The organism is Streptomyces sp. NPDC107500 (assembly GCF_055582785.1).
Genome location: NZ_JBVJPF010000008.1, coordinates 550,927 through 577,175, shown reverse-complemented (window position 1 = coordinate 577,175; position 26,249 = coordinate 550,927). Strand labels below are relative to the sequence as shown.

Genomic DNA, 26,249 nt, shown 5'->3' with positions numbered 1-26,249 from the left:
ACTGCAGGGGGGACCCTGTGGGAGAGTAGGACGCCGCCGAACAATCATTGTATGAAAGCCCCGCACCGGGAACGGTGCGGGGCTTTCTGCGTTTATGAGGATCTCACCAGTTTCGTGTCATAGGCCAGGATCACCGCCTGGACGCGGTCGCGGGAACCGGTCTTGGACAGGATGCGGCCCACGTGGGTCTTCACCGTCGACTCGGCCAGGTGCAGGCGCTCCGCTATCTCCGTGTTGGTCCAGCCCTGGCCCATGACCCGCAGGATCTCGGTCTCGCGGTCGGTGAGGGAGGTCAGCCGGGAATCGAGGGCGTCTTCGGGCTCTGTGGAAGCGTCCGGCAGGTGGTGGACGTAGGCGTCGAGCAGGCGGCGGGTGAGGCTGGGGGCGACCACCGCGTCGCCCGTGGCCACCGACCGGATGCCGGCGAGGAGTTCCTCGGGCTGGGCGTCCTTCACGAGGAAGCCGGACGCGCCGGCGCGCAGGCCGGAGTAGGCGTACTCGTCGAGGTCGAAGGTCGTGAGGATGAGGACCCGGGTCCGGCCGCCGGTCGCCACGATGCGGCGGGTCGCCTCGATGCCGTCCAGGCCGGGCATGCGGACGTCCATGAGGACGACGTCGGGGTGGAGTTCGGCCGTCAGGCGGACGGCCTCGGCGCCGCCCGGCGCCTCGCCCACGACGGTCATGTCGTCCTGGCTCTCCAGGAGCATCCGGAAGCCGAACCGCTGCAAGGGCTGGTCGTCGGCGATGAGGACGGTGGTCACTGCGGGATTTCCTCCGGTAGGTGCAGGTGGACGCGCCAGCCGCGTTCGGGGTGCGGGCGCGGGCCCGCCTCAAGTGTGCCGCCGTACAGGGAGGTTCGCTCGCGCATGCCGGGAAGGCCGCGGCCGCCGGGGTGGGCGGGAGACGGGGTGGTCCGGCCGGTGTCGGTGACGGTGAGGGTGACGGCGCCACCGGCCTCGTAGGTGAGGTCGATGTGTGCGGTGGCCTCGGGGCCGGCGTGCTTCAGGGTGTTGGTGAGGGCTTCCTGGATGACGCGGTAGAGGGTGAGTTGGCGGCCCTCGGGGAGCGCGGCGCGGCCGTTGACGCTCGTACCGACGGGGAGGCCCGCGCGGCGGACGCCGTCGAGGAGTCGGTCGAGGTCGGTGAGGGCGGGCTGCGGGGCGAGTTCGGCGGGGCCGTCCTGTTCGTCGTCGCGCAGGACGTCCAGCAGGCGGCGGAGTTCCGCGAGGGCCTGGCGGCTGGTGGTGCCGATGGCGTCCAGGGCCTGGGTGGCGCGCTCGGGGGACTTGGCGGCGGCGTACCGTCCGCCGTCGGCGAGGCCGGTGATGACGGAGAGGTTGTGGCCGATGATGTCGTGCATCTCCCGGGCTATGCGCGTGCGTTCCGCGGCCGCGGCGAGCCGGAGCTGCTGGTCGCGTTCGGTCTCCAGGCGGTGGGCCCGGTCCTCCAGGACCTCGGTGTGGTCGCGCCGGGTCCGGGTGGTGATCGCGACAAGGGCGACCACGCCGATGGACAGGAGCATCGCCCCGATCTGCTGGTGCCAGGAGCCGTCGTCGCCGTACCGGGCGGCGGTGACGACGGTCGGGGCGGTCACCACAGGGGTCACCCACCACAGGGAGCGCAGGGGGCGGCGCAGCGTGATGTGGAAGACGAGGACGAGCTGGAGCAGGGCCGCCTGGAGCGCGGTGCCGGTCCAGGCGTTGACGAGGTCCACCGGGACCATGCACAGGAGCACGGCCACGGGGTGGGTGCGGCGCCAGAGGAGGGGGACCGAGAAGGCGAGGCTCATGGCGACGACGAGGCCGCCGGGCACGTCGAGGCTGTGGGCGTTGTGGCGCCAGCCGCCCCCGGCGTAGTCGGTGAGCGCCGCGATGACCCAGAACGCGGTGAAGTGCAGGTCCCACACGAGCGGACGGCGGCGGTCGAAGGCGCGCAGCCGCCGGGTGACGCGCTGGACGTACTCGGTGAGGGGTTCGGCCGCTCGGTCTTCCGGGACGGGCTTCACGGGCTCCATTCGACCATGGTCGGCGGCGGGGCGGGCGGGTGCGTCCGTCCGGGGGCCGTATATGAGGTGAGGGGTGTAGTACCCGGGTATTACGGTGGCCCGCATGAGTGCCTCGGTCCCCGGTGACTACGTGATCCGCTCCATACGCGCCGACGAGTGGCCCGCCGTGAAGGAGCTGCGTCTGCGCGCGCTGCGGGACCCGCTGGCGCACCTCGCCTATCTGGAGACGTACGACGACGCCGCGGCGCGGCCGGACTCCTACTGGCAGGAGCGGGCGGCCATGGCCGCGGAGGGGCAGAGCCAGGCGCAGCAGATCGTCGCCGTGGGACCCGGAGGGCTGTGGCTCGGCACGCTGACCGTGCTGGTGGAGGAGCCCGGGACGACCGACTGGGCCGGGTTCCCCGTGGAGCGGCGGCAGGGGCATGTCGTCGGTGTGTTCGTGCGGCCGGAGTGGCGGGGGAGCGGGCTGACCAAGGCGCTGTTCGCCGTCGGCCTGGAGTGGGCGTGGGCGAACGGCGCGGAGCGGGTGCGGCTCATCGTGCATCCGGACAACGGGCGGGCGCAGGGCGCCTACCGGAACGCGGGGTTCGTGGCGAGCGGGCGGACGGTGCCGCTGGTGGGCGGGCCCGGGGACCACGAGCTGGAGTTCGTGCTGGAGCGCTGACGCGGGGCCCTACACGGGGAGTTCGTCGTGGGGCCAGCGGGCTCGGCCCTGTTCCCGGGAACGGAGCAGGGCCAGGGTCGGCATGCCGTGGTCCGCGCCGGTGGCCAGCAGCTCGGGGAGCTGGGGAAGCGGTGCCACGGCCGCGACGTCGTCCAGGACGAGGGTCATTGGTGGGTCGAGGCGACCGGAGGATGACCGTTCGGCCATGCGCCGGCCGCGCTCGACCACGCTGGAGACGAGCGCCGTCAGCAGCGGCATCGCGCCGGGGCTCGTGCGAGGGTCCTCGATGGATTCCCCCACCACGTAAAGGGTGCCCTGTTCGTGGACGAAGGAATCCAAGGCGAGGGCATCACTTCGGTTGGGAGTGCAGGCCTCGCGGATGTTGACCGTGGAGAGGGCCGCGAGGGCTCGGGCGGTCAACTGCTGTGCCATGTCCCGGCGTTCGGGATGGGCGGTGAGGGCCCCTTCGAGTTCGCCCGCGGAGCCGGGTGCGGCCTTGGGGTGGGTGCGGAGGACGCGTACGGCGTCCTGGATCTGGAGGCCCTGGGACCAGCGGTGGACGTGGCGGATGGTGCGGCCGTCGATGGCGGCGGCGTGGAGGTAGCTGCGCAGCAGGAGTTCGGCGGTGTCGCTGACGGCCTGGTCGAGGCGGGCGGTGGGGCGGATGGGGGCGAGGAGGGCGGCCGCCCGGGTCGTGGCCGTCCGTCCGTCCTCGCAGCCGGCGGTGGGGGACCAGTGGAGGCGGGCGGGGGTGTCGCAGCGGTGGGCGGGGTCGTACAGGTGGACCGGGCCGAGCTTGGCGCGGGCGTCCTTGGTGTCCGACCAGAGGGCCGGGTTGGAGGTGACTACCAGGGCTGCGCCTTCCGCGTCACGAAGGGTCCGGGTCGCCGTTGAGTGGCGGGTGTCCGGGGGGCCGTAGTGCACCGCGCCCTCGGCGCGGTTTGTTTCCCACCCACCCACCCGTTCACCGTCGGCCACAGAAGTGACGGGCTCTACCTCCGGGACCGTCTGCTGCTCCGGTGCCCTGGGGACCGGTACTTCGTGCACCGGCTCCCGAGCAGGCTCGGGCTCCGGCTCCCGCACGGGCGCCACCACCGCCTCCGCGCGCCGTCGGTGTCGTACCGCCCGCCACCGGGCCACCGTGCCCATCACGAACACCGTCAGGACGACCAGCACCATCATCTGGCCGATGAACAGCCCCCAGAACAGCCCGTACCCGGAGAGCGCGCCCGCCGGGGTGTCCGGCCAGGCGCCGGCGATGTCGTGGGGCTCGGCGATCAGCTCGCGCATGGCCAGGGGGGTGCCGCTGAAGGTCACGCCCGGGGGCCAGGAGCCGTGGGTGAACAGGGCGGACAGGCCGGTCGCGGTCCACACCAGCAGGGTCATGCCGAGGAGGAAGGCGAGTATGCCGACCAGCAGGCCGTCCGGGATGCCACCCTGGGCCGGCCGCTGGTCGCGGTGGTCGTCCGGTCTCATGCGTCCGGTCCCTCCCCGTGTTCCTATGCCACCGTCGATTCGGACGAGTCGCCGATGTGCTGCTCCATGAAGGCCGCCGCCCGTTCCTCCGCCTCCAGTTCGGCGGCGCGCAGGGCGTCGTCGTTGAGGTCGGCGGAGGACTGGGTCATCGCGCGGTCGGTGAAGACCAGGGGCCGTTCGGTCTCGGTGATCAGGTGTTTGACCACCTGGACGTTGCCGTTGACGTCCCACACGGCGATGCCGGGGGTGAGGGTGGGGATGATCTCCACGGCCCAGCGTGGCAGGCCGAGGACGCGTCCCGTGGCCCGCGCCTCGTCGGCCTTCTGGGCGTAGATGGTCCGGGTGGAGGCCATCTTGAGGATGGCCGCGGCCTCTCTGGCGGCCGCGCCGTCGACGACGTCGGACAGGTGGTGGACCACCGCCACGAAGGACAGGCCGAGCCGTCGGCCGAACTTCAGCAGCCGCTGGAACAGCTGAGCCACGAACGGGCTGTTGATGATGTGCCAGGCCTCCTCGACCAGGAAGATGCGCTTCTTCCGGTCGGGGCGGATCCAGGTGTGCTCCAGCCAGACGCCGACGATGGCCATGAGGATCGGCATGGCGATGGAGTTGCGGTCGATGTGGGAGAGGTCGAAGACGATCAGCGGGGCGTCGAGGTCGATGCCGACGGTCGTCGGGCCGTCGAACATGCCGCGCAGGTCACCGTCGACGAGGCGGTCGAGGACGAGAGCCACGTCCAGGCCCCAGGCCCGCACGTCGTCTATGGCGACGTTCATCGCCTCGGCGGACTCCGGCTCGGGGTGGCGGAGCCGCTCGACGATGTCGGTGAGGACGGGCTGGCGTTCGACGATGGTCTCGTTGACGTAGGCGTGCGCCACCTTGAGCGCGAAGCCCGAGCGCTCGTCGAGGCCGTGCCCCATGGCGACCTCGATGATCGTCCGGAGCAGCGCGAGCTGGCCCGTCGTCGTGATCGCCGGGTCGAGGGGGTTGAGACGGATGCCGTGGTCCAGGGCGGCCATCGGGTCGAGGCGGATGGGAGTTATGCCCAGCTCCTCGGCGATGAGGTTCCACTCGCCGACGCCGTCCTCGCCCTGGGCGTCCAGGACGACGACCTGGCGGTCGCGGAAGCGGAGCTGGCGCAGGACGTACGTCTTCTCCAGCGCGGACTTGCCGTTGCCGGACTCCCCGAGCACCAGCCAGTGCGGGGCGGGGAGCTGCTGCCCGTAGAGCTGGAAGGGGTCGTAGATGTAGCCCTTGCCGGAGTAGACCTCGCGGCCGATGATCACGCCGGAGTCGCCGAGGCCGGGTGCGGCGGTCGGCAGGTAGACGGCCTGGGCCTGGCCCGTGGAGGTGCGGACGGGGAGGCGGGTCGTCTCCACCTTCCCGAAGAGGAAGGACGTGAAGGCCTCGGTGAGGACGGACAGCGGGTCCCGCATCTGGCTCAGCCCCTACCTTCGGATGCCGGTGGCGAACGGAAGTGTGTTCACGAAGGCGCGATGGTGCTCACGGTCGCACCACTCCAGTTTCAGGTACGACTTCCCGGCCGACGCCCTTATGGTCCGCTTGTCGCGGGCCAGGGCCTCGGGGGTGCGGGAGGAGACGGTGATGTAGCCGACCAGGTTGACGCCGGCCGCGCCGCTGGCGAGGTCCTCGCCGCGCTGGTCGAGACGGCCGTGGGCGGCGACGTCGCGCGGGTCCACGGTCCGGTTCATCTTGGCGGCGCGGGACGCCTCGGCGTCGTCGTTGGTCTTCTCCGTCAGCATGCGTTCGATGGCGACCTCGGTGGGTTCGAGGTCCATGGTCACGGCGACCGTGCGGATGACGTCGGGGGTGTGGACGAGGAGCGGCGCGAGGAAGTTCACGCCGACCGGGGTCATCGGCCACTCCTTGATCCAGGCAGTGGCGTGGCACCAGGGCGCGCGGGTGGAGGACTCGCGGGTCTTGGCCTGGAGGTAGGTGGGCTCCATGGCGTCCAGCTCGGCCGGCCAGGCGTTGCGCTTGGTCATCGCCTGGATGTGGTCGATGGGGTGGTCCGGGTCGTACATGGCGTGCACGAGGGAGGCGAGCCGGCCCTGGCCCAGCGGCTGGCGCACGCGGATGTCGGCTTCCTGGAGGCGGGAGCAGATGTCGGTCAGCTCGCGCGCCATCACGACGGCGAGGCCGGCGTCCCGGTCCAGCTTGCGCCCGTTCTGCGGGCGGGCGGCGCGGGCCATGGCGTTGGCCTCGGCGGCCAGGTCGCGGTTGTAGTGCATGCAGGCGATGAGGTACGCGCGGTGCTGCTCGCTGCTGGTCGACACCATCGACTGGAGCTGGTCGTACGACTGCTGGAGCCACGGCAGCGACTTGGCGTCGCCGCGCTGGGCGACGTCCTTGGCGTGCGCGTCGGGGTCGGCCGGGAGGGTGCGGGCCAGCATCTGGATGCGGGTGACGAAGCCGTCGCCGTTGGCCACGTGCTTGAGCAGGGTGCCGAAGCGGTCGACGAGGGCTTCCTGGTCCTCGGAGTCGCGCAGGCCGACGCCGGGGCCCTCGATCTCGATGGCGGCGGTGACGGTCTTGCGGTCGGCGTGCAGCAGGACGGCGATCTCGTCGGGGCCGAAGGGCGCCGCCAGCCAGCTGATGCGGCCGATGCCGGGCGGTGGGCCGACCTCGACCTCACGCCCGTCGGCCCGGGTGCCGGCCTCGATGGCGCCGGAGCGGTAGGTGGTGCCGTTGCGCAGCGTCCGCTTGAAGCTGCGGTTGATCTCGAACCACTTGTAGAACGTCCGGTGCTTGTACGGCACGTAGACGGCGGCCAGCGCGAGCATCGGGAAGCCGCAGAGCAGCACGATGCGCAGGGAGAGGACGGGGACGAGGAGCCCGCACATCATGCCGAGGAAGGCGCCCACGACGATCAGCGCGATCTCTCCGGTCTCGCGGTTGCGGCCGACGATCGCGTTCGGCCGGGCGCGGCCGATCAGATACGTACGGCGGGGCGTGACCGGATGGGACACGTGGGACTCGGTCGTCAACGCCCGTCACCTCCTGTGCTCTTGCTGTTGCGGGTGTTGCTGGCGTGGGGCGTGTTCACCGGGCTGGCGGAGCGCGGTGCGGGTGCGGCGGAGGGGACATTTCCGCCGCCGCCGTTCGAGGGGCGCGAGCTGTGCGCGGCGACTCCGCCGGAGGCGGGGTTCGAGGGGCGGGCGGCCGCGGAGGACGAGGACTGGCCGCCGCCGTCGCCGTTGTTGCGGGCGCTGTGGGTTCTGATGCCCTGGGCGACGAGGTTCGCCGGGGAGCTGATCACCGCGGCGGCCTTGCCTTCGGCGCCCTGCATGATGCGGTTGTTGCGGCCGTTCGCGATCTCGTCGCCGAAGCCGGGGACGAAGCGGTAGATCATGGCCGAGGCGAAGATCGCGAGCAGGATGATGGCGAGGCCGGAGACGACGGCCGAGAAGGCGTCGGGTCCGTCGTCGGCGGACAGGGCGCCGGCCAGCCCGAGGACGATGACGATGACGGGCTTGACGAGGATCACGGCGATCATGATCCCGGCCCAGCGGCGGACGTGGCCCCACAGGTTCTTGTCGACCAGGCCGGCGTAGACGACGGTGCCGAGCAGGGCGCCGACGTAGAGCAGGGCGGCGCGGATGACGAGTTCCAGCCACAGGACGCCGGCGGCGAGGATCGACACCAGGGAGACGACGATCAGCATGATCGGTCCGCCGCCGATGTCCTCGCCCTTCTCCAGGGCGCCGGAGAACGTGCCGAAGAAGGTGTCCGTCTGGTCGCCGGTGGCCTTGGCGAGGACGTCCGTGACGCCGTCGGTGGCCGAGACGACCGTGTACAGGATCAGCGGCGTGAACGCCGACGCGAGGACGGTGAGCCAGAGGAACCCGATCGCCTCGGAGAGCGCGGTGGTGAGCGGGACGCCGCGCACGGCTCGCTTGGCGACGGCCAGCAGCCACAGGAGGAGCGTGAGGATCGTCGAGGCCGCGAAGACGACGGCGTACTGCTGGAGGAACGTCGGGTTCGTGAAGTCGACGTTGGCGGTGTCCTGGACGGCGGCGCTGAGCTTGTCGACGGTCCAGGAGGCGGCCTTGGCGCAGCCCTTGGCGAGGGAGGAGAGGGGGTCGAGGGCGGAGGTAGGGCTGTAGTCGCCCCCGCCGGCACCTCCGGTGGACCCGCCGCCTTCGCCTCGTTCGCAGTAGTCCTTGGCGGGGCCGACGATGAGGTCGCAGTTGTCGTCCGACGGGGTCGGAGACGGCGTGGGTGCGGCGACGGCCCGGGTGGCGAGCAGCACGGCCGTGGCCTGTACGGCGGTCAGCGCGGCGGCGACCTTGAGTACGCGGCGCGGGTTAGCGGGCATACGTGAACCCTCCGTACTCCTGGACGGCCTTGGACATCTCGTCGGCGCTGGACGCCTTGTTGTCTCCGGGGACCGGGGCGGGGCCGTCCTTCTGGGAGAAGGAGTCGACCTTCCAGTCGCCGTCCACCCAGCGCAGCTGCAGGGTCATGGTGAACCAGTCGCTGCTGACGGGGTTGGTGGTCTTCTCGCCCGCTGTGCCGAACACCCCGGTGCACCAGACCTCCACGGTCGTGGAGGCATCGGTGGACTGGGTGACCTTGGTGCCGATCGGCATGGTGCGCGAGACGTAGGTGCTGCCACGCGTGGCGTTGCCGTTCGCGTCAAGGCCGATGGAGCTGAGGAACTGCTTGCTGTAGGCCTTGTCGAACTTGTCCCCGAGCGCTGCCTGCTTGTCGGCCACGAAGACCTGCCGCACGATCTCGTCACGCCGGGCCGGCTTGAGGATGTCGGCGGAGACGAGAACCACCGCATAGTTCGCCGCCGCGCTCTGCGCGCCCTGGTCGTCTTGGGCGAAGCCCGACTGGACCGGCTGGGTGCCGGAGGGGGCCGTGGCCGAGGTTTTCGGGTTGCCGGCGGCCGCCTCGTCGTCCGGGGATGCGGAATCGTCTCCTCCACGGTTCGCGAAGGCGATCGCCGCGATGAGGAGGACAACGACGCCGACCACCGTGACCAGGCTCCGCGAGGACGAGCGGCCGCCGCGCCGCGGCCCCCCGTCCGCGTCGGGCAGTCTGGTCCGTGTCTGACCGGTGCCGCCGTAACCGCCGGAGGACTGGTGGTCGTCTCCGAGACTCATGCCGCGTACGCCCCCTCGACGTCGTGCCTGCCGTAGAAGTACGACGGTAGCCGTGCTGGTTCCCGCGCGGGCGCGGTGTGGTGACTCGACATCAGGGAAACGCAACCTCAGCCGGTTGGCACGACGGGCGGGTGGGATGGGGGAGACAGGGACCGTGGGGTGCCGGGCTACACGGCCATCCCGTACACGATGGTGAAGAGGGTGCCGAGCGAGCCGATGATGAACACGCCCGTCAGCCCGGCAATGATGAGGCCCTTGCCCTGCTCCGCGCTGAAGGTGTCGCGCAGCGCGGTGGCGCCGATGCGCTGCTTGGCGGCGCCCCAGATGGCGATGCCGAGGCAGAGCAGAATGGCGACGGCCATCACCACCTCGATCATGATCTTGGCCTCGTTGCCCAGGCTGCCGAAGGGGCCCCAGTCCGGAGCGATCCCCCCGATGATGGTGTTGATGTCTCCCTCGTCGGCCGCAAAGAGCATGTAAGTCACCGCCCCTGTTGGGTAGTTCCGCGCCCTCTGCGGACGTGCAGAGGTCAGGCCTCATTGTCGCCGACAATGCCGCCGTCGTATGTCGACTTGGCGTCATTGATTGGCGGGTTTCGTACGAATAGCTTGCCACCGCTTCACGCCGGGTGCTCAGGGAGGCGCGTGACGGAGTACGAAGTGTCGTATCGTCACTCTGTGTATCACAGCAGGTCACGAGGGGCAACGATGCGTGAGCGAAACCTGGCGGATGGTTCGGTCGTTAGGCCCTTTCAGGCCGTCTTCGACTCCGGGTGGCGGATTCTGACGGGTGGTCGGGTGAAGGGCCGTTTTGGTGTTCGTCCGGTGACGGCCGCCGCGCGGGTGTCGCCTCTACACTGAGCCGGGCGGCGACTCCTGGACGACGAGGGGCGGTTGACGGTGCGTAAGGCGTGGATCGCGGGGACCGTGGTCGTCGGGTCCGGTCTCTCCTTCGTGATGCTGCTGGTCGTGGGCGTCTACCTGGTCGCCGGCGACCTCGCGGGAGGCGCCGGCGGGGGGACGAAGAAGCTCGCCAAGGGCTCGGTGCCCGCGGCCTACCAGCCGCTCGTGCAGAAGTGGGGCAATCTCTGCCCGGCCATCAACCCGGCGCTGCTCGCCGCCCAGCTCTACCAGGAGAGCGGCTTCAACCCGAAGGCGCAGAGCCACGCGGCGGCGCAGGGCATAGCGCAGTTCATCCCCGGGACGTGGGCGACCCACGGCATCGACGGGGACGGGGACGGCGACCGGGACGTCTGGGATCCCAACGACGCGATCCCGTCGGCCGCCTCGTACGACTGCTCCCTCGCGTCCTACGTGAAGGACGTGCCCGGGAATCCGACCGAGAACATGCTGGCCTCCTACAACGCGGGGGCCTACGCGGTCATCAAGTACCAGGGTGTCCCGCCGTACAAGGAGACCCGGAACTACGTGAAGGTGATCACCACCCTGGAGAAGAGCTTCGCGGCGCCCCAGACGCGGGTGGATCCGTCGGAGCAGGCCGCCGGGGCCATCGCGTACGCGCAGAAGAAGCTCGGCACGCTCTATCTCTGGGGCGGGAACGGGACGCCCGAGCAGGGCGGGCGGTTCGACTGTTCGGGCCTGACCAAGGCGGCGTACGAGAGTGTGGGGATCAAGTTGCCGCGCGTCGCGAACGACCAGTACAACGCGGGGCCGCATCCCTCGCGGGACGAACTGCTCCCCGGCGACCTGGTGTTCTTCTCGGACGATCTCACCAACTCCCGGGCCATCCGGCATGTGGGGATTTACGTCGGCGGCGGCTACATGATCGACGCACCGCGCACGGGTGCTGTGATCCGGTTCGACCCGATCGACACCCCCGACTACTTCGGGGCCACGCGGGTGACCGAGGATGGCGCGAAAGCGCTGCCCACCACGGTGTGAATGCGAGGGTTTGAACCCAGCGTGAAACCCTGCCCTGAGCTGCGGCGACGTGTTTCTCTTCGATAACGTCTGCGTGATCATTCAGTGGAGTGTGGAACGTATCAACGGGGGCCGTGCGTTCCTGTGTGCGTGTAGGTGACCACGGGGGTGGCGCAAGAGGCGCGCGTTCGGCGCGCCGGAGGACATGACGAAGGGGCCGCAGCACCATGGCTGGACTCGCCGAATCCGGGTCGAACCCCGACGTCGAGCTGCTCTACGACATCAATGGCCTGGCCAAGGACGCGCCGCACTGGTTCGACCGGGTCATGGAGTTCGTCGGTGAGTACGGACTGCTGTTCGCGATCGTGCTGCTGGTGCTCTGGTGCTGGTGGGGTGTGCGGCGGCGCGGCGGTGAGGACGCGGCCTCCAACGTGGCGGCCCTCGTGTGGGCGCCGCTCGCGGCCGGTGTCGCGGTACTGATCAACGTCCCGATACGGGGTTTCGTGGAGCGCCCCCGGCCCTTCAAGACGCATGACGGGCTCGAGGTACTGGTCGACGGGAAGAACGACTTCTCCTTCGTCAGTGATCACGCCACGCTCGTGATGGCGCTGGCCGTCGCCCTGTTCGTGGCCCACCGCAAGTTCGGGATCGCCGCCATCGTGCTCGCGCTCTTCGGCGGCTTCGCCCGGGTCTACATGGGCGTGCACTATCCGACGGACGTCGTGGGCGGCTTCGCCCTCGGCACGGCCGTCGCGCTGCTGCTGTCGCCGCTCGCCATGGCGCTGCTCACCCCGCTGACCCGCGCGATCGAGCGGTCGCCCCGGGTGGGGTGGCTGGTCAGCGCGCGCGGCCGGGAGGGCGCGGCCGGGCGCGATGCCGTGATCCCCGGGGCGCGCAAGGAGAGCGCCGGGGCGGGCGAGCGGGATCTCGCCGCCTAGGGCGTACGCGGGCGCCTCTTCAGAGCGCCTGGGGATTGTTGAAGACGCGGTCCGGGTCGTACTGGCGCTTGAGTTTCGCCAGGCGCGGGGCCGCGTCCGCGTAGTAGGCCTTCCGCCAGTCCGTCAGGGTCGGGTCCGTGTAGTTCTGGTAGGCGGCGCCCGAGGCGTACGGGCGCATCGACTTGTGGGCGGCGGCCAGCCAGGACTGGGCGTCCGTGCCGCTCGTGCCCGGCCGCCACGAGACGAGGTACTGGGCCAGCGTCCGGGAGCGGCGGTGCACGAACGCGGTCGCCGTCGGGGAGACGCGGTTCACCGCGCCGCCGAGCGCGGTGAAGGCGATGCTGCCGGCGCCGCCGCGTACCGAGGTGAGGCGGGAGAGCAGCGCGCGGATGCCGTCCGCCGGGATCGAGCGGTCGAAGAAGTCCGAGCGGGCCGCGTACGTCTCGCGGCCGAGTCCGCCCTCGGGCGAGCGGCCCGGGGTGGAGCCCGGGAGGTGGCAGCGGGCGTCGGTGGAGAACGACGAGCAGCCCGCGTACATCTCCATCGACTCCTCGTACGAACGCCGCTTGAGGTAGACCTTGCTCGCGGATGAGCCGATGCGGCCGGCCAGGCGGTCCACGGCGTTCTGCAGTTCGCGGTAGCCGCCCAGGGAGAAGGCGGCGACCGAGACGGTGGGCGTGCGGCCGGGGGCGGCGGCCAGGTGGAGGGACGACCAGATCTCGTCGGGCTGGTCCGGCCCCCACTCCTGCCAGGCGCGGACGACCGCGGCGGCCCTGCGCCAGGGCCAGGTCAGGTACGCCGTCACGGCTTGGGGGGCCGGGTGGGTGCGGAACTGGAACTCGGTGACGATGCCGAAGTTGGCGTTGCCGGCGCCGCGCAGGGCCCAGAACAGGTCCTTGTGGCCGTTCGTGGCGTCGGCGGTGATCTGCTTGCCGTCCGCCGTGATCAGGGTGGCCCGGGTGAGGCTGTCGCAGGTCAGGCCGTAGGCGCGGGAGACGACGCCGTGGCCGCCGCCGAGGGTGAGGCCGGAGACGCCGACGGTGGGACAGGAGCCGGCGGGGATGGTGACGCCCTTCGCGGAGAGGGCGCGGTACACGTCGATGAGCTTGGCGCCGGCGCCGACCGTGGCCTCGTTGCCGCTCGCCCGGACGCGGTTGAGTTTCGAGACGTCGATGATCAGGCGGCCGTCGCCGGAGGACCAGCCCGCGTAGGAGTGGCCGCCGTTGCGGATGGCCACGGGGACGTGGTGGGCGCGGGCGTAGGAGAGGGCCGTGCGGATGTCGTCGGGGTGGGCGGCGTAGGCGACGGCGGTCGGCTTGAGGGTGTCGAAGCGGGTGTTGTAGAGGCGGTGGGCCGATTGCCAGGCGCGGTCGCCGGGGCGGATCAGGGGGCCGTCCAGGGATTTGGCCAGGGCCGTCCAGGAGGCGGGGGTGGGGGTGCGGGTGGAGGTCGCGGTGTGGGTGAGGCGGGGGGTGGTCTGGGGGTTCTTCGCCGGGCCGGGGCGGCCGGGGCCGGGGTCCGTGCCGGGGCTTGCGCCCGTGCAGGCCGAGGCCGTGGTTGCGGTGAGGGCGGCGGCTGCGGAGCCGCCTAGGAATGTGCGCCGGTGCATGTCGCCTCCGCGGTCCCGTGGGGGGGGGTCTTGGGAGGAGACGGGGGTGTGGGGGTTGGGGTTCCACCGGGTGGGCCTGGCGGGTGGTCCGGCGTGGGGACGGGGTGGGTGCCGCGGGCCGGCGGTGGGCGGCGGGTGCCGTCGCGTTGGTGGGCCTGGGGTGGGTGTCGCGAGCCGGCGCTTGCCGGGTGCCGCTGCGCCCACCCGTGCCGCCCCAGCGGCACGACTGCCCGCAGCTACGCCGGGGTGTGGGACTTCGCGTCCGTGCGGGCCTGGCTTCTGGCTCTTCGGGCCGGGCCTCGCCAGCCGCAGGTGCAGCGGGCCAGGCAGAACGGGCCCTGCTCGACCGTCGTCGTGAGGTGTTCCGGGGCGTCCCCGGGGGCTTCGATGCCGTCCTGTTGCGCCACGCCCGCAACGTTACCGGGGTCGCCTGCCCCTCGTTAACCGGGACGGCAGGGGGTCCGGAACGGGCGGGACGGCTTGGGGCAGGTGGCGATGGTCGGGCGGGAGAGGGAGCGGCGGGGCAGGACGGGGGCGGGCGGTGGGCTCGCCCTGGCCGGGGGTGTCGTCTGCGTGTGTCTGACCGGTGCCGCGTGCTCCGGGCCGGGGTCCACCGCGCAGGGGGCGGACGGCGGTGATCCGGTCGCCGTGCTGCACCAGGCGGCCGACCGGCTGGTGGCCGCCGGGAGCGCCAAGGCGCGCACCGCGATGGAGATGGCCAGCGGCGGGACCCGGGTGACCATCCGCGGCGAGGGGGTGTACGACTTCGACGCACGGCTCGGGCGGCTGAAGGTGCGGCTGCCGCAGGACCCGGCGGGGACGAGCGAGCATCGGCCGATCACCGAGCTGCTCGCGCCGGGGGCGCTGTTCATGAAGAACCGGGGCGCCGGCGTGCCCGACGACAAGTGGGTGCGGGTCGACACCGCCTCGCTGTCCGACGGGAACCTGGTCACCGGCGGGGCGACGGACCCCTTCGCCGCCGCCGAGGTGCTGCGCGGCACGCACCGGGCGACGTTCGTGGAGCGCACCGAGGTCGCGGGGACGGCGGTGCGGCACTACCGGGGGACGGCCGATCTCGCGCGGGCGGCGCGCGGTGCCTCGGACGGCAACAAGGAGGCGCTGGCCGCGGCGGCCGAGGGGTTCGCCACCGCCGAGGTGCCGTTCGACGCCTACCTTGACGACGAGGGGCGCATCCGCAAGCTCCGGCAGCGCTTCAGCTTCGTCAACGGGCGCGAGGAGGGCACCGTGGCCGTCGCCTCGACGACGCTGCTCTTCGGCTTCGGCACCGCCGTCCGCGTACGGCTGCCCGAGGAGCGGGACATCTACGCCGGCCGGATCGCGGCGGAGCCGGGTGAGGCGGCGGACGGGCCCGCGGATGAGGCGGCGGACGGCAAGAACTAGCCCTTCCGTGCCATGCGCGGTGCGTAGGCCGCTCCCTACTCTAGGAAGCCGGTGACGGCAGAGACGAGGTGACGGGTGTGGCTCCGGTCGGCGGCACGGCGGTTCAGGACCACGTGGCCCTCGCCGAGATCGAGCTGTGCGGTGAGCTGATCATCGCTGCGTCGGCCGCCCGGGAGCGGCTCAGCCTGGAGAGCATCGACGAGGTGCTGCGCGTGGCCGAGGAACGCTCACGTGCGCAGTAGCCGTCCGATGGCCTTCGTCGCCTCTTCCACCTTGGCGTCGATCTCGGTGCCGCCCTTGAGGGCCGCGTCGGCGACGCAGTGGCGCAGATGCTCCTCCAGGAGTTGCAGCGCGAAGGACTGGAGGGCCTTCGTCGAGGCCGAGACCTGGGTGAGTATGTCGATGCAGTAGACGTCCTCGTCGACCATGCGCTGCAGGCCGCGGATCTGGCCCTCGATGCGGCGCAGGCGCTTGAGGTGCTCGTCCTTCTGCTTGTGGTAGCCGTGGATGCCGCGGTCGTGGTCGGTCACGATCTCCGTGCCGTCCGTCTCCACCTGTTCCACGGCGGCGGAGGACGCACCCGCGCCGGCCTCGGTGGTCGTCATCGCGTCCTCCTGTTGGATTCCGGGGGATCCGGGGGGTTGCAGACATATACCCCTGACGGGTATATGGTAACGAACTTTCCTGGGTAAGGGGCCCTTCGCAGAGCCCCGACGTCGCCCCCCTGCTCATCACTCTGCCTGATGGGCGACACTGGGGGACGGCCCGTTAGCCGTGGCCGGATGATGCGCCTAGCATCAGCCTGACCGAAACCCATGCACCCCGAGGACCCCACGTGCGCTTTCGTCTGACCCCCAGGGAGACGAGCTTCTACGACATGTTCGCCGCCTCCGCGGACAACATCGTCACGGGCTCGAAACTCCTGATGGAACTGCTCGGGGCGGACGCATCCGCCCGGGCCGAGATCGCAGAGCGTATGCGGGCCGCCGAACACGCGGGTGACGACGCCACGCACGCGATCTTCCACCAGCTGAACTCCTCGTTCATCACGCCCTTCGACCGCGAGGACATCTACAACCTCGCGTCGTCCCTCGACGACATCATGGACTTCATGGAGGAGGCCGTCGACCTCGTCGTCCTCTACAACGTCGAGGAGCTGCCGAAGGGCGTCGAGCAGCAGATCGAGGTGCTGGCGCGGGCTGCCGAGCTGACCGCCGAGGCCATGCCGAACCTGCGCACCATGGACAACCTCACCGAGTACTGGATCGAGGTCAACCGCCTGGAGAACCAGGCCGACCAGATCCACCGCAAGCTGCTCGCCCACCTCTTCAACGGCACCTACGAGGCAATAGAGGTGCTGAAGCTCAAGCAGATCGTGGATGTGCTGGAGGAAGCGGCCGACGCCTTCGAGCACGTGGCGAACACGGTGGAGACCATCGCCGTCAAGGAGTCCTGACCTCTTCATGGACACCTTCGCTCTGATCGTGACCATCGGGGTCGCGCTCTTCTTCACGTACACCAACGGCTTCCACGACTCGGCGAACGCGATCGCGACGTCCGTGTCGACGCGTGCGCTGACGCCCCGGGCGGCGCTCGCGATGGCCGCCGTCATGAACCTCGCCGGCGCGTTCATGGGCTCCGGGGTCGCCAAGACCGTCAGCGAGGGGCTGATCGAGACGCCCGAGGGCTCGAAGGGGATGGGGATCCTCTTCGCCGCCCTCGTGGGCGCGATCGTGTGGAACCTCATCACCTGGTACTTCGGTCTGCCGTCCTCGTCCTCGCACGCGCTGTTCGGCGGCATGGTGGGGGCCGCGCTCGCCGGGAGCACGACCGTGTACTGGCACGGGGTCGTCGACAAGATCGTCATCCCCATGTTCCTGTCGCCGGTCATCGGCCTGGTCTCCGGTTATCTGGTGATGACCGCGATCATGTGGATGTTCCGGCGGGCCAACCCGCACAAGGCGAAGCGCGGTTTCCGTATCGCGCAGACGGTGTCGGCGGCGGGCATGGCGCTGGGCCACGGTCTGCAGGACGCCCAGAAGACGATGGGCATCGTGGTGATGGCGCTGGTCATCGCCGACGTCGAGGACTACGGCGACCCGATCCCGGTGTGGGTGAAGATCGCCTGCGCGCTGATGCTGTCCGCGGGGACGTACGCCGGTGGCTGGCGGATCATGCGGACGCTGGGTCGCAAGATCATCGAGCTGGATCCGCCGCAGGGGTTCGCCGCGGAGACGACCGGTGCGTCGATCATGTTCGGGTCGGCGTTCCTGTTCCACGCGCCGATCTCCACGACGCACGTCATCACGTCGTCGATCATGGGTGTCGGGGCCACGAAGCGGGTGAACGCCGTGCGCTGGGGCGTGGCGCGCAACATCATCATGGGCTGGTTCATCACCATGCCGGCCGCCGCGGTGGTGGCCGCGGTGTCGTTCTGGCTGGTGAATTGGGCGTTTCTGTAGGGCGTGAAGCCGCGTGCGTGGCGCCCGGGGTGGGTGTCGCGGGCCGGCGCTGGCCGGGTGCCGCTGCGCCCACCCGTGCCGCCCCAGCGGCACGACTGCCCGCAGCTGGGCGCTCTTGTAGGAGGGCCCGCCCCCGTTTTCGGGGGCGGGCCCTTGTGCTCCTCGCGGTGGCACCGCCATGCAGCACCGCGAGGGGATCGGGAGGCGTGTCTAGCCGAAGCGGCCGGAGATGTAGTCCTCCGTGGCCTGGACCGACGGGTTGGAGAAGATGCGCTCCGTGTCGTCGATCTCGATCAGCTTGCCGGGCTGTCCGACGGCCGCCAGGTTGAAGAACGCCGTGCGGTCGGAGACGCGCGCCGCCTGCTGCATGTTGTGCGTCACGATGACGATCGTGAAGCGCTCCTTCAGCTCGCCGATCAGGTCCTCGATCGCGAGGGTGGAGATCGGGTCGAGGGCGGAGCAGGGCTCGTCCATGAGCAGGACGTTCGGCTCGACCGCGATCGCCCGCGCGATGCACAGGCGCTGCTGCTGCCCGCCGGAGAGCCCGGAGCCCGGCTTGTTCAGGCGGTCCTTGACCTCGTTCCAGAGGTTCGCGCCCCGCAGGGACTTCTCGACGACATCGTCCAGCTGGGACTTCTTGTACTTGCCGTTGAGGCGCAGGCCCGCCGCCACGTTGTCGTACACCGACATCGTCGGGAAGGGGTTCGGGCGCTGGAAGACCATGCCGACCTCGCGGCGCACGGCGACCGGGTCGATGCCGGCGCCGTAGAGGTTCTCGTCGTCCAGCATGACCTTGCCGTCCACCCGGCCGCCCGGGGTGACCTCGTGCATGCGGTTGAGCGTGCGCAGGAAGGTGGACTTGCCGCAGCCGGACGGGCCGATGAAGGCCGTCACGGAGCGGGGCTCGACGGTCATCGAGATGTCCTCGATGGCCAGGAAGGAGCTGTAGTAGGCGTTGAGGCCGCTGACATCTATGCGCTTGGCCATGGAAATCACTGCTTCTTTCGGGTCGCTGACTGTTGTCGCCTTGGCCGCGTCAGCGACCGGACTTCGGGGCCTTCCAGCGGGCGATGCCGCGGGCCGCCAGGTTGAGGATCATGATGAACGCGATGAGCGTCAGGGCCGCCGCCCAGGCACGGTCGTAGGCCGGGTCGGAGCCCGCGCTGTACTGGAGGTAGATGTACATCGGCAGCGACTCCTGCGGATCCTGGAACGGGTTCGCGTTGATGAAGTCGGTGCCCCAGACCAGCAGCAGCACGGGGGCCGTCTCGCCGGTGATGCGGGCGACGGCCAGCATGACACCGGTGACGATGCCGCCGATCGACGTCGGCAGGACCACCTTGATGATCGTGCGCCACTTGGGCACGCCCAGGGCGAGCGACGCCTCGCGCAGCTCGTTCGGGACGAGCTTGAGCATCTCCTCGGTGGACCGGACGACCACCGGGATCATCAGGATGCACAGGGCGAAGGAGCCGGCGATGCCGGACGGGCCCATGTCGAGGATCAGGACCCACAGGCTGAGGACGAACAGACCCGCGACGATCGACGGGATGCCCGTCATGACGTCGACGAAGAAGGTGACGGCCTTGGCGAGCCGGCCGCGGCCGTACTCGACCAGGTAGATCGCGGTGAGCACGCCGATCGGCACGGAGAACAGGGTGGCGAGGCCGACCTGCTCCAGGGTGCCGAGGATGGCGTGGTAGATGCCGCCGCCGGGCTCGCTGTCGGCGACCACGCCCATCGAGTGGCTGAGGAAGTAGCCGTCGAGGACCTTCACGCCCTGCTTCACGGTCTCCCAGATCAGGGAGAGCAGCGGGATCAGCGCCATCAGGAACGCGACCCAGACCATGCTGGTCGCCACCCGGTCCTTGGCCTGGCGCACGCCCTCGACGCGCGCCGAGATGCCGTACGAGCCGGCGACGAAGAGCACCGCGGCGATCAGCGCCCACTGGATGCTGCTGTTCAGCCCGGCCGCGGCGCTGATACCCAGGCCGGCCAGGACCGAGCCGCCGGCGACCGCCCAGGGGAACCACTTGGGCAGGGTCGCGCCGCGCAGGGAGCTGCGGCTCTTGGGGGTAAGGGTTGCGTGGCTCATGCGTTGGCCCCCGAGTACTCCTTGCGGCGGGCGATGATCATGCGGGCCGCGCCGTTGACGGCCAGGGTGATCACGAAGAGCACCAGGCCGGAGGCGATCAGCGCGTCCTGGCCCATCACGGTCGCCTCGTTGAACTTGCTGGCGATGTTCTGCGCGAAGGTGCCGCCGCCCGGGTCGAGCAGGCTGGGGCTGATGTCGAAGGTCGGCGAGAGGACCATCGCGACGGCCATGGTCTCGCCGAGCGCGCGGCCGAGGCCGAGCATCGAGGCGGAGATGACGCCGGAGCGGCCGAAGGGGATCACCGACATCCGGATGACCTCCCAGCGCGTGGCGCCGAGGGCCAGGGCGGCCTCCTCGTGCATGCGCGGGACCTGCCGGAAGACCTCGCGGCTGACGTTGGTGATGATCGGCAGGATCATGATCGCGAGCAGGATGCCCACGGTGAACAGCGAGCGCGGCGCGCCGCCGTTCCACTCCAGGATCCCGGTCCAGCCGAGGTACTGGTCCAGCCAGCCGTAGAGCCCGTTCAGGTGCGGCACGAGGACGAGCGCGCCCCACAGGCCGTAGACGATCGAGGGCACGGCGGCGAGCAGGTCGATCACGTACGCGATCGGGCCGCCCAGCCTGCGCGGTGCGTAGTGCGTGATGAACAGCGCGATGCCGACCGCGATCGGGACCGCGATGACCATGGCGATGATCGACGACACGATGGTGCCGAAGGCCAGGACCGCGATGCCGAACTCGGCGGGGACGCCGCTCGGGTTCCACTCGAAGGTGGTGAAGAAGTTGGCCTCGTCCTTGCTGATCGCGAGGATCGCGCGGTAGGTGAGGAAGGCCGCGATGGCGGCCATGATGACCAGCACCAGGATGCCGGACCCGCGGGAGAGCCCGAGGAAGATCCGGTCGCCGGGGCGGGTGGCGCCGCGGGCGGCGCGCTTGTCCCCGGGGGTGGTGGGCGGTGGCGTGGGGGAGGGTGTCGGCTTCTGGGTGTCCGTGGTTATGTCCATCGGGTTCTCCGGTCTGCGGAGCCGTCGTACGCGGCGGCTCGGGCGGAGCCCGTCGGGGGCTCCTGGCGGCGGTGCACCGGACGGTGCGGTCCGGTCCCCGGACGGGGGCCGGACCGCACTCGGGTCAGCTCAGGCCCGAGATGGTCTCGCGGACCTTGGTGATGATCTCGGTGGGCATCGGGGCGTAGCCGGCGTCCGCCAGCAGGCCCTGGCCGTCCTCCGAGGCGATGTAGTTCAGGAAGGACTTGGCGGCGGGCAGGGTCTCCGCCTTGTTGCCCTTGTCGCAGGCGATCTCGTACGTCACCAGGACGATCGGGTAGGCGCCGGCGGCGTCCGGGGTGTAGTCCAGCTCCAGCGCGAGGTCCTTGCCGGTGCCGACGACCTTGGCCGCGCCGATGGCGGCGGTGGCGTTCTCGACGGTGGCCGGAACCGGCTCCGCGGCGGCGGTCTTGACGTCGACGGTCTTGATGCCCTCCTTGGCGTACGACAGCTCGAAGTACGAGATGGCACCGGCGGTCTGCTTCACCCCGCCGGCCAGACCGGAGGAGCCCTGCGCGGACTGGCCGCCCTTGGCCTGCCAGGACTTGCCGCCCTCGTACTTCCAGTCCTTGGGCGCGGCGGCCTTCAGGTACTTGGTGAAGTTGTCCGTGGTGCCGGACTCGTCCGAGCGGTGGTAGGCCTGGATCTTCAGGTCGGGCAGCTTGGCGTCGGGGTTGAGCTTGGCGATCGCCGGGTCGTTCCAGTTGGTGATCTTGCTGTCGAAGATCTGGGCGAGCGTCGCGGCGTCCAGGGTCAGGGTGTCGACGCCGGGGACGTTGAAGCCGACCGCGATGGGGCCGCCGACCATCGGCATGTTGATGGCCTGGCCGTCCTTGCAGACCTTCTTGGAGGCCTCGACCTCTTCGGGCTTCAGCGCGGAGTCCGAACCGGCGAACGCGGTCTGGCCCTGCGTGAACGCGGTGATGCCCGCGCCCGAACCGGTCGGGTTGTAGTTGATCTGCACGCCCTGGCAGGCGGCGACGTACTGCTTGACCCAGGCGTCGATCGCGTTCTTCTGGGCGGAGGAGCCGGAGGCCTGGAGCTGGCCCTTGGCGTCCTCGCACTTGATGTTGCTGTTGCTGGCGGCGTTGCTGCTGTCCCCGCTGCCGCCGTTGCCGCCGGTGTCGTCGGAGCCGCACGCCGTGAGGGCCAGGGCGCCGGAGACGGCGAGAGCACCGAGAGCGAGGGCCCGCCGGTTCATGCGCTGAAGCTTCACTTGAGGGAGTTCCTTCCAGGAGCCGCCGTCCTGAATCCGGCGGCGTGCGAGGACTGCGAGCTTTGGGATACGGACGCGCTTTCGGGTGCGACCCGTATCGGCTAAGGCCGAAATTAGGCAGAACAGGTGAAGCCGCCGATGGGCGTAAATGAACGCGGGGTGAACCCCTGTGGACGGTGCGGTGAGGTCACGGAACGCTCACGTCAAGGACACGGAGCGGTTCCGGGCGGGAGGGTCGCGAGGAGGGCGTCCACGAGGGTCCGGTCGCGGGGCTGGGTGAGACGGGCACGGGCGGCCGCGGGCTCCAGCCACAGGATGCGGTCGACCTCGTCGGACGGGGCGAAGGCGCCGGTGGTGGCCGTCGCCGCCCAGTAGCGGACCACTTTGGGGCGGCCGTTCGCCAGGTAGCGCACCGTGGGCAGCTCGACGCCGGGCCGGGCGGCGTAGCCGGTCTCCTCCGCGACCTCGCGCAGCGCCGCCGCGAGATGGTCCTCGCCGGGCTTGAGCTTGCCCTTCGGATGCGACCAGTCGTCGTACTTCGGGCGGTGGACGAGGCACAGCTCCAGGGCGGAGGGGTGCTCGGGGGCGGAGCGCCACAGGACGCAGCCGGCCGCCTGGACGGTGTCCGCGGGGATCACCACTGTGCGCTCGCGCCTCCTGTCCCGGGTCCGAGGAGAGTCCTGCGGCAGCGGCTACGGCAGCCTGATGGGTTCCTTGTGCCAGCTGTGCTGGAACGCGTACCTCGCCGCCTCCACCTCATGCCGCTGGTCGGCGTGGAGCACGCCCAGCGCGTACGCCGTCGCCGGTGCGATGCGCGGCGTACGGGCCGCCTGGGCAGCGGCCGCCGCGGCCTCCGAGGCGTCGCGGTGCAGGTCCAGGGCCTCGCCCGCGGCGAGCAGGCGTACGTCCGCGCAGTCGTCACCGGTCTCGGTGCCCGCGGTGGCCCCGCCGGCCAGCACCTCGAGGGCGTACCGGTGCAGGCGCAGGAGCAGGCGGACCTGGTGCCAGGGGGCGTCCTGCGGGTGCGGCGACGGGTCGGGGGAGAGGCCGTGGACCAGCGCCTGGGCGTTGTACGGGCTGCCCGCGGTGACCAGCGGGAGGGCGGCCACGGCGTCGGTCAGACGGTCCTCGGCCGCGGTGGCCAGGGGGCGGAGGTCGGTGGGGGCGGCGGTCGCGGGGGCGGTGAGGGGGCCGGTGGTCCGCAGGGGGACCTCGCTGGCCAGTAAGGCGACCTTGTCGGCGACCGCGTGGAAGCGGCTGCTGCCCAGGGCCTGGAGGGCGGTGGAGTGGGCCCGGGTGCGGGCCAGGGTCAGCTGGCGGTCGAGCAGCGCGCCCGCCTTGGCGGCGCCCACGGTGAGGTTGCCCCGGTCGGGGTGGGCGGTGGGGGGCGTGGTGGGTGGCGCCGTCGCCCCGGTCCTGCCGCTCACCGGGCGCGGGGACGGGAGCGGTGCGGAGCCCGAGAGCCGGTGCAGGGCCTGGAGCAGGCGGTCCAGGCGGGACGCGTACGCGTGTTCCATCGCCAGCGTGCCGGACAGCCAGGCCAGCTCGGGGCGCATGCCCTCCGCCCAGTCGGCGTCCAGCAGGGGCTGGAACGTGTGCAGTGTGCCGCTGAGACGGCGGGCTGCTCGGCGCAGGGCGCGGGCCGTGTCCACGTGGGCCGTGGGCGCGGCGGGGGGCGCCGCCGACCTGGTCGCCGGTGACGCGCCGTTCGGGGACGCGCCCGACTCGCGGTGCCTGCGCAGGGCTCGGAGGAACTCCGTGGCCTGGGCCCGCAGGTAGGACGCCAGGGCGTCGGTGTCCGAGGCCGGGGGCGCCACCGCTTCCGCGGGGGCCCGGTCCGTCGGGTCAAGGTGTCGCTGTGCCACGCCGGCGCCTCCGGGCGTCTATGAGCATCTCCTGGATGTTGCGCAGGGGCTGGCCGTCCGCGTCGGTCGCGTGCCGGGTCCACTCGCCGTCCGGGCCGAGGTGCCAGGAGGCGGTGCCGTCGGACATGCCGGTCTCGAGGAGCCGGTTCAGGGCCGCCCGGTGGGCCGGGTCGGTGACCCGGACCAGGGCCTCTATCCGGCGGTCGAGGTTGCGGTGCATCATGTCGGCGCTGCCGAACCAGACCTCCGGCTCGCCGCCGTTGCCGAAGGCGAAGACCCGCGAGTGTTCGAGGAAGCGGCCGAGGACCGAGCGGACGCTGATGTTCTCCGACAGGCCCTCCACGCCCGGGCGCAGCGCACAGATGCCCCGCACCCACACGTCGACCGGGACGCCGGCCTGGGACGCCCGGTAGCAGGCGTCGACCACGGCCTCGTCGACCATCGAGTTGACCTTGATGCGTATGTACGCGGGGCGGCCGGCGTGGTGGTGCTGGATCTCCTTGTGGATCCGGGAGACCAGGCCGTCGCGCAGGGACTTCGGTGCGACCAGGAGACGGCGGTAGGTCTCGCGGCGGGAGTAGCCGGAGAGGCGGTTGAACAGGTCGGAGAGGTCCGCGCCGACCTGCGGGTCCGCGGTGAGCAGGCCGAGGTCCTCGTAGAGGCGGGCCGTCTTCGGGTGGTAGTTGCCGGTGCCCACGTGGCTGTAGCGGCGCAGGGTCTCGCCCTCCTGGCGGACCACCAGGGAGAGCTTGCAGTGGGTCTTCAGGCCGACCAGGCCGTAGACCACGTGGCAGCCGGCCTCCTCCAGCTTGCGGGCCCACTTGATGTTCGCGTGCTCGTCGAAGCGGGCCTTGATCTCCACCAGGACCAGGACCTGCTTGCCCGACTCGGCCGCGTCGATCAGCGCGTCGACTATCGGGGAGTCGCCCGAGGTGCGGTACAGCGTCTGCTTGATCGCCAGGACGTCCGGGTCGGCCGCCGCCTGCTCCAGGAAGGCCTGGACCGAGGTCGAGAAGGAGTCGTACGGGTGGTGCAGGAGCACGTCCCTGCTGCGCAGCGCGGCGAAGATGTCAGGCGCGGAGGCGGACTCCACCTCGGCCAGGTCGCGGTGGGTGCCGGCGACGAACTTCGGGTACTTCAGCTCGGGGCGGTCGAGGCTGTGGATGCGGAAGAGGCCGGTGAGGTCGAGCGGGCCGGGGAGCGGGTAGACCTCCGCCTCGCCGATCTTCAGCTCGCGGACGAGGAGGTCCAGGACCTCGCGGTCCACGCTCTCCTCGACCTCCAGGCGGACGGGCGGGCCGAAGCGGCGCCGCATCAGCTCCTTCTCGAGGGCCTGGAGGAGGTTCTCCGCGTCGTCCTCCTCCACCTCCAGGTCCTCGTTGCGGGTGAGGCGGAAGGCGTGGTGCTCCAGGACCTCCATGCCGGGGAACAGCTCTTCCAGGTGGGCGGCGATGACGTCCTCGATGGGGACGTAGCGGCCCGGGGAGGCCTCCAGGAAGCGGGAGAGCAGCGGCGGGACCTTGACGCGGGCGAAGTGGCGGTGGCCCGTGACGGGGTTGCGGACGACGACCGCGAGGTTGAGGGAGAGGCCCGAGATGTACGGGAAGGGGTGGGCCGGGTCGACGGCGAGGGGGGTGAGGACCGGGAAGATCTGGTGCCGGAAGAGGGTGAACAGGCGGGCCTGTTCCTTCTCGGCCAGTTCGCTCCAGCGGACCAGGTGGATGCCCTCCTCGGCGAGGGCCGGGGCGACGTCCTCGTGGAAGCAGGCGGCGTGGCGGGCCATGAGCTCGCGTGAGCGGGCCCAGATCATGTCCAGCACCTCGCGGGGCTGGAGGCCGGAGGCGGAGCGGGTGGCGACGCCGGTCGCGATGCGGCGCTTGAGGCCGGCGACGCGGACCATGAAGAACTCGTCCAGGTTGCTGGCGAAGATCGCGAGGAAGTTGGCACGTTCGAGGAGGGGGGTGGCGGGGTCCTCGGCGAGTTCGAGGACGCGTTCGTTGAACGCGAGCCAGCTGCGTTCGCGGTCCAGGAAGCGGCCCTGCGGGAGCTGGGCGCCGCCGGCCTGGGACTCCTCCGACTCCTCGTACGCGTCGAGGTCGGCGTCGATGTCCGGCTCCAGGTCGGAGACCGTGGCGGCCACGGTGTGCGAGCGGTGCGCGGCGATGGAGCCCACGGAGGGCTGCGTGTGCTGGACCTCTGCCTGGGTGTTCGGCTGCCTCATGAACCCATTCTTCCGCGCCACGCGCCGGACAGGCGCGTCGGAGGGCACGGAAGGCTCTGGCTCGGTGGGCTTCATTCGGTGAGGGTCGCAAGGCTGTCTGAATCGATGGTTACGGGGACATGACGTGTGGGATAGCGGGGGGTCACCGGGTGGGATGCCCGCGGCGGCCCGTGGCCGCTTCAGTGGGGCCTCCGCTGCCGTCCGGCCCGCGTCCACGCCGGTGCACCCGCACGAAAGGC

General features: G+C 70.9%; 25 protein-coding genes. 7 read left to right on the top strand and 18 right to left on the bottom strand.

Annotation, left to right across the window (positions count from 1 at the left end; all coding sequences use genetic code 11):
• Window positions 1-92 precede the first annotated feature (92 nt).
• Both ACZ67M_RS31925 and ACZ67M_RS31920 read right to left on the bottom strand, forming a co-directional pair.
• Window positions 93-761, bottom strand: coding sequence for a response regulator (locus ACZ67M_RS31925; protein ID WP_469853786.1), 669 nt, complete (start codon window positions 759-761; stop codon window positions 93-95).
• Window positions 758-2,014 carry a sensor histidine kinase gene (locus ACZ67M_RS31920; protein ID WP_469853785.1) on the bottom strand — a complete coding sequence of 419 codons (1,257 nt, stop codon included), beginning with the start codon at window positions 2,012-2,014 and terminating at the stop codon, window positions 758-760. The genes ACZ67M_RS31925 and ACZ67M_RS31920 overlap by 4 nt, the downstream gene beginning before the upstream one ends.
• Before the next feature lie 94 nt (window positions 2,015-2,108).
• Between ACZ67M_RS31920 and ACZ67M_RS31915 the strand changes: the two genes are divergently transcribed.
• A complete protein-coding gene (locus ACZ67M_RS31915; protein WP_469853784.1) occupies window positions 2,109-2,669 on the top strand; it encodes a GNAT family N-acetyltransferase in 561 nt (186 codons plus the stop codon).
• A gap of 9 nt (window positions 2,670-2,678) precedes the next feature.
• Here ACZ67M_RS31915 and ACZ67M_RS31910 read toward each other — a convergent pair whose 3' ends face one another.
• The 6 genes from ACZ67M_RS31910 to ACZ67M_RS31885 form a co-directional block, all read right to left on the bottom strand.
• Window positions 2,679-4,145: a type IV secretory system conjugative DNA transfer family protein gene (locus ACZ67M_RS31910; RefSeq protein ID WP_467322914.1), complete on the bottom strand. Its 1,467-nt coding sequence runs from the start codon at window positions 4,143-4,145 to the stop codon at window positions 2,679-2,681.
• 23 nt (window positions 4,146-4,168) lie between these two features.
• Window positions 4,169-5,581 carry an ATP-binding protein gene (locus ACZ67M_RS31905; protein WP_361366312.1) on the bottom strand — a complete coding sequence of 471 codons (1,413 nt, stop codon included), beginning with the start codon at window positions 5,579-5,581 and terminating at the stop codon, window positions 4,169-4,171.
• Between the two features lie 12 nt (window positions 5,582-5,593).
• Window positions 5,594-7,153: an SCO6880 family protein gene (locus ACZ67M_RS31900; protein WP_361366315.1), complete on the bottom strand. Its 1,560-nt coding sequence runs from the start codon at window positions 7,151-7,153 to the stop codon at window positions 5,594-5,596.
• On the bottom strand, window positions 7,150-8,484 hold the full coding sequence (locus tag ACZ67M_RS31895; RefSeq protein ID WP_469853783.1) for a hypothetical protein: 1,335 nt from the start codon (window positions 8,482-8,484) through the stop codon (window positions 7,150-7,152). The genes ACZ67M_RS31900 and ACZ67M_RS31895 overlap by 4 nt, the downstream gene beginning before the upstream one ends.
• Window positions 8,474-9,277, bottom strand: a complete 804-nt coding sequence (locus ACZ67M_RS31890; protein WP_469853782.1) for a DUF8175 domain-containg protein — start codon at window positions 9,275-9,277, stop codon at window positions 8,474-8,476. The genes ACZ67M_RS31895 and ACZ67M_RS31890 overlap by 11 nt, the downstream gene beginning before the upstream one ends.
• 167 nt (window positions 9,278-9,444) lie before the next feature.
• Window positions 9,445-9,753, bottom strand: coding sequence for a hypothetical protein (locus tag ACZ67M_RS31885; RefSeq protein WP_055417641.1), 309 nt, complete (start codon window positions 9,751-9,753; stop codon window positions 9,445-9,447).
• 480 nt (window positions 9,754-10,233) lie between these two features.
• Between ACZ67M_RS31885 and ACZ67M_RS31880 the strand changes: the two genes are divergently transcribed.
• Window positions 10,234-11,178, top strand: a complete 945-nt coding sequence (locus ACZ67M_RS31880) for a C40 family peptidase (RefSeq protein WP_382809288.1) — start codon at window positions 10,234-10,236, stop codon at window positions 11,176-11,178.
• Window positions 11,179-11,384: 206 nt separating this feature from the next.
• Window positions 11,385-12,095, top strand: coding sequence for a phosphatase PAP2 family protein (locus ACZ67M_RS31875; protein ID WP_361366324.1), 711 nt, complete (start codon window positions 11,385-11,387; stop codon window positions 12,093-12,095).
• 19 nt (window positions 12,096-12,114) lie between these two features.
• Here the strand turns inward: ACZ67M_RS31875 and ACZ67M_RS31870 are convergent, their stop codons facing one another.
• Window positions 12,115-13,704, bottom strand: coding sequence for an FAD-binding oxidoreductase (locus ACZ67M_RS31870; RefSeq protein WP_392016073.1), 1,590 nt, complete (start codon window positions 13,702-13,704; stop codon window positions 12,115-12,117).
• Window positions 13,705-13,940: 236 nt separating this feature from the next.
• Window positions 13,941-14,111: a hypothetical protein gene (locus ACZ67M_RS31865; RefSeq protein ID WP_393789195.1), complete on the bottom strand. Its 171-nt coding sequence runs from the start codon at window positions 14,109-14,111 to the stop codon at window positions 13,941-13,943.
• 88 nt (window positions 14,112-14,199) lie between these two features.
• Between ACZ67M_RS31865 and ACZ67M_RS31860 the strand changes: the two genes are divergently transcribed.
• Window positions 14,200-15,105 carry an SCO4651 family lipoprotein gene (locus ACZ67M_RS31860; protein WP_469853796.1) on the top strand — a complete coding sequence of 302 codons (906 nt, stop codon included), beginning with the start codon at window positions 14,200-14,202 and terminating at the stop codon, window positions 15,103-15,105.
• Window positions 15,106-15,182: 77 nt separating this feature from the next.
• Entirely contained in the window at window positions 15,183-15,347 is a 165-nt protein-coding gene (locus ACZ67M_RS31855) for a hypothetical protein (RefSeq protein WP_007451049.1), read from the top strand.
• On the opposite strand, the gene ACZ67M_RS31850 is transcribed toward ACZ67M_RS31855, so the two are convergent.
• On the bottom strand, window positions 15,333-15,710 hold the full coding sequence (locus ACZ67M_RS31850) for a metal-sensitive transcriptional regulator (RefSeq protein WP_385800956.1): 378 nt from the start codon (window positions 15,708-15,710) through the stop codon (window positions 15,333-15,335). The genes ACZ67M_RS31855 and ACZ67M_RS31850 overlap by 15 nt on opposite strands.
• A gap of 230 nt (window positions 15,711-15,940) precedes the next feature.
• Here ACZ67M_RS31850 and ACZ67M_RS31845 point away from each other — a divergent pair, with 230 nt between their 5' ends.
• Both ACZ67M_RS31845 and pitH read left to right on the top strand, forming a co-directional pair.
• Window positions 15,941-16,561: a DUF47 domain-containing protein gene (locus ACZ67M_RS31845; protein ID WP_122621147.1), complete on the top strand. Its 621-nt coding sequence runs from the start codon at window positions 15,941-15,943 to the stop codon at window positions 16,559-16,561.
• Window positions 16,562-16,568: 7 nt separating this feature from the next.
• Window positions 16,569-17,567, top strand: a complete 999-nt coding sequence (gene pitH / locus ACZ67M_RS31840) for a low-affinity phosphate transporter PitH (RefSeq protein WP_451854875.1) — start codon at window positions 16,569-16,571, stop codon at window positions 17,565-17,567.
• A gap of 210 nt (window positions 17,568-17,777) precedes the next feature.
• Here pitH and pstB read toward each other — a convergent pair whose 3' ends face one another.
• The 7 genes from pstB to ACZ67M_RS31805 form a co-directional block, all read right to left on the bottom strand.
• Window positions 17,778-18,554, bottom strand: a complete 777-nt coding sequence (gene pstB, locus ACZ67M_RS31835) for a phosphate ABC transporter ATP-binding protein PstB (protein ID WP_064728640.1) — start codon at window positions 18,552-18,554, stop codon at window positions 17,778-17,780.
• Between the two features lie 49 nt (window positions 18,555-18,603).
• A complete protein-coding gene (gene pstA, locus ACZ67M_RS31830; RefSeq protein ID WP_361366335.1) occupies window positions 18,604-19,662 on the bottom strand; it encodes a phosphate ABC transporter permease PstA in 1,059 nt (352 codons plus the stop codon).
• Window positions 19,659-20,669 (bottom strand): phosphate ABC transporter permease subunit PstC, encoded by a 1,011-nt coding sequence (gene pstC, locus ACZ67M_RS31825; protein WP_361366338.1) that lies wholly within the window; start codon window positions 20,667-20,669, stop codon window positions 19,659-19,661. Before pstC ends, pstA begins: the two co-directional genes overlap by 4 nt.
• 124 nt (window positions 20,670-20,793) lie before the next feature.
• Window positions 20,794-21,924: a phosphate ABC transporter substrate-binding protein PstS gene (gene pstS / locus ACZ67M_RS31820; RefSeq protein WP_361366340.1), complete on the bottom strand. Its 1,131-nt coding sequence runs from the start codon at window positions 21,922-21,924 to the stop codon at window positions 20,794-20,796.
• A 203-nt stretch (window positions 21,925-22,127) separates the two neighbouring features.
• A complete protein-coding gene (locus ACZ67M_RS31815) occupies window positions 22,128-22,562 on the bottom strand; it encodes an NUDIX hydrolase (RefSeq protein ID WP_469853795.1) in 435 nt (144 codons plus the stop codon).
• A gap of 54 nt (window positions 22,563-22,616) precedes the next feature.
• Entirely contained in the window at window positions 22,617-23,789 is a 1,173-nt protein-coding gene (locus ACZ67M_RS31810) for a CHAD domain-containing protein (RefSeq protein WP_469853781.1), read from the bottom strand.
• On the bottom strand, window positions 23,770-26,010 hold the full coding sequence (locus tag ACZ67M_RS31805; protein WP_361366345.1) for an RNA degradosome polyphosphate kinase: 2,241 nt from the start codon (window positions 26,008-26,010) through the stop codon (window positions 23,770-23,772). Before ACZ67M_RS31805 ends, ACZ67M_RS31810 begins: the two co-directional genes overlap by 20 nt.
• Between the last annotated feature and the right edge of the window lie 239 nt (window positions 26,011-26,249).

Bases quoted from the DNA above. Each gene is read 5' to 3' on its own strand.
- ACZ67M_RS31920 (WP_469853785.1), bottom strand. From the start codon at position 2,014: ATGGAGCCCGTGAAGCCCGTCCCGGAAGACCGAGCGGCCGAACCCCTC.
- ACZ67M_RS31915 (WP_469853784.1), top strand. From the start codon at position 2,109: ATGAGTGCCTCGGTCCCCGGTGACTACGTGATCCGCTCCATACGCGCC.
- ACZ67M_RS31910 (WP_467322914.1), bottom strand. From the start codon at position 4,145: ATGAGACCGGACGACCACCGCGACCAGCGGCCGGCCCAGGGTGGCATC.
- ACZ67M_RS31905 (WP_361366312.1), bottom strand. From the start codon at position 5,581: ATGCGGGACCCGCTGTCCGTCCTCACCGAGGCCTTCACGTCCTTCCTC.
- ACZ67M_RS31895 (WP_469853783.1), bottom strand. From the start codon at position 8,484: ATGCCCGCTAACCCGCGCCGCGTACTCAAGGTCGCCGCCGCGCTGACC.
- ACZ67M_RS31890 (WP_469853782.1), bottom strand. From the start codon at position 9,277: ATGAGTCTCGGAGACGACCACCAGTCCTCCGGCGGTTACGGCGGCACC.
- ACZ67M_RS31885 (WP_055417641.1), bottom strand. From the start codon at position 9,753: ATGCTCTTTGCGGCCGACGAGGGAGACATCAACACCATCATCGGGGGG.
- ACZ67M_RS31880 (WP_382809288.1), top strand. From the start codon at position 10,234: ATGCTGCTGGTCGTGGGCGTCTACCTGGTCGCCGGCGACCTCGCGGGA.
- ACZ67M_RS31875 (WP_361366324.1), top strand. From the start codon at position 11,385: ATGGCTGGACTCGCCGAATCCGGGTCGAACCCCGACGTCGAGCTGCTC.
- ACZ67M_RS31870 (WP_392016073.1), bottom strand. From the start codon at position 13,704: ATGCACCGGCGCACATTCCTAGGCGGCTCCGCAGCCGCCGCCCTCACC.
- ACZ67M_RS31860 (WP_469853796.1), top strand. From the start codon at position 14,200: ATGGTCGGGCGGGAGAGGGAGCGGCGGGGCAGGACGGGGGCGGGCGGT.
- ACZ67M_RS31850 (WP_385800956.1), bottom strand. From the start codon at position 15,710: ATGACGACCACCGAGGCCGGCGCGGGTGCGTCCTCCGCCGCCGTGGAA.
- pitH (WP_451854875.1), top strand. From the start codon at position 16,569: ATGGACACCTTCGCTCTGATCGTGACCATCGGGGTCGCGCTCTTCTTC.
- pstB (WP_064728640.1), bottom strand. From the start codon at position 18,554: ATGGCCAAGCGCATAGATGTCAGCGGCCTCAACGCCTACTACAGCTCC.
- pstA (WP_361366335.1), bottom strand. From the start codon at position 19,662: ATGAGCCACGCAACCCTTACCCCCAAGAGCCGCAGCTCCCTGCGCGGC.
- pstC (WP_361366338.1), bottom strand. From the start codon at position 20,669: ATGGACATAACCACGGACACCCAGAAGCCGACACCCTCCCCCACGCCA.
- ACZ67M_RS31805 (WP_361366345.1), bottom strand. From the start codon at position 26,010: ATGAGGCAGCCGAACACCCAGGCAGAGGTCCAGCACACGCAGCCCTCC.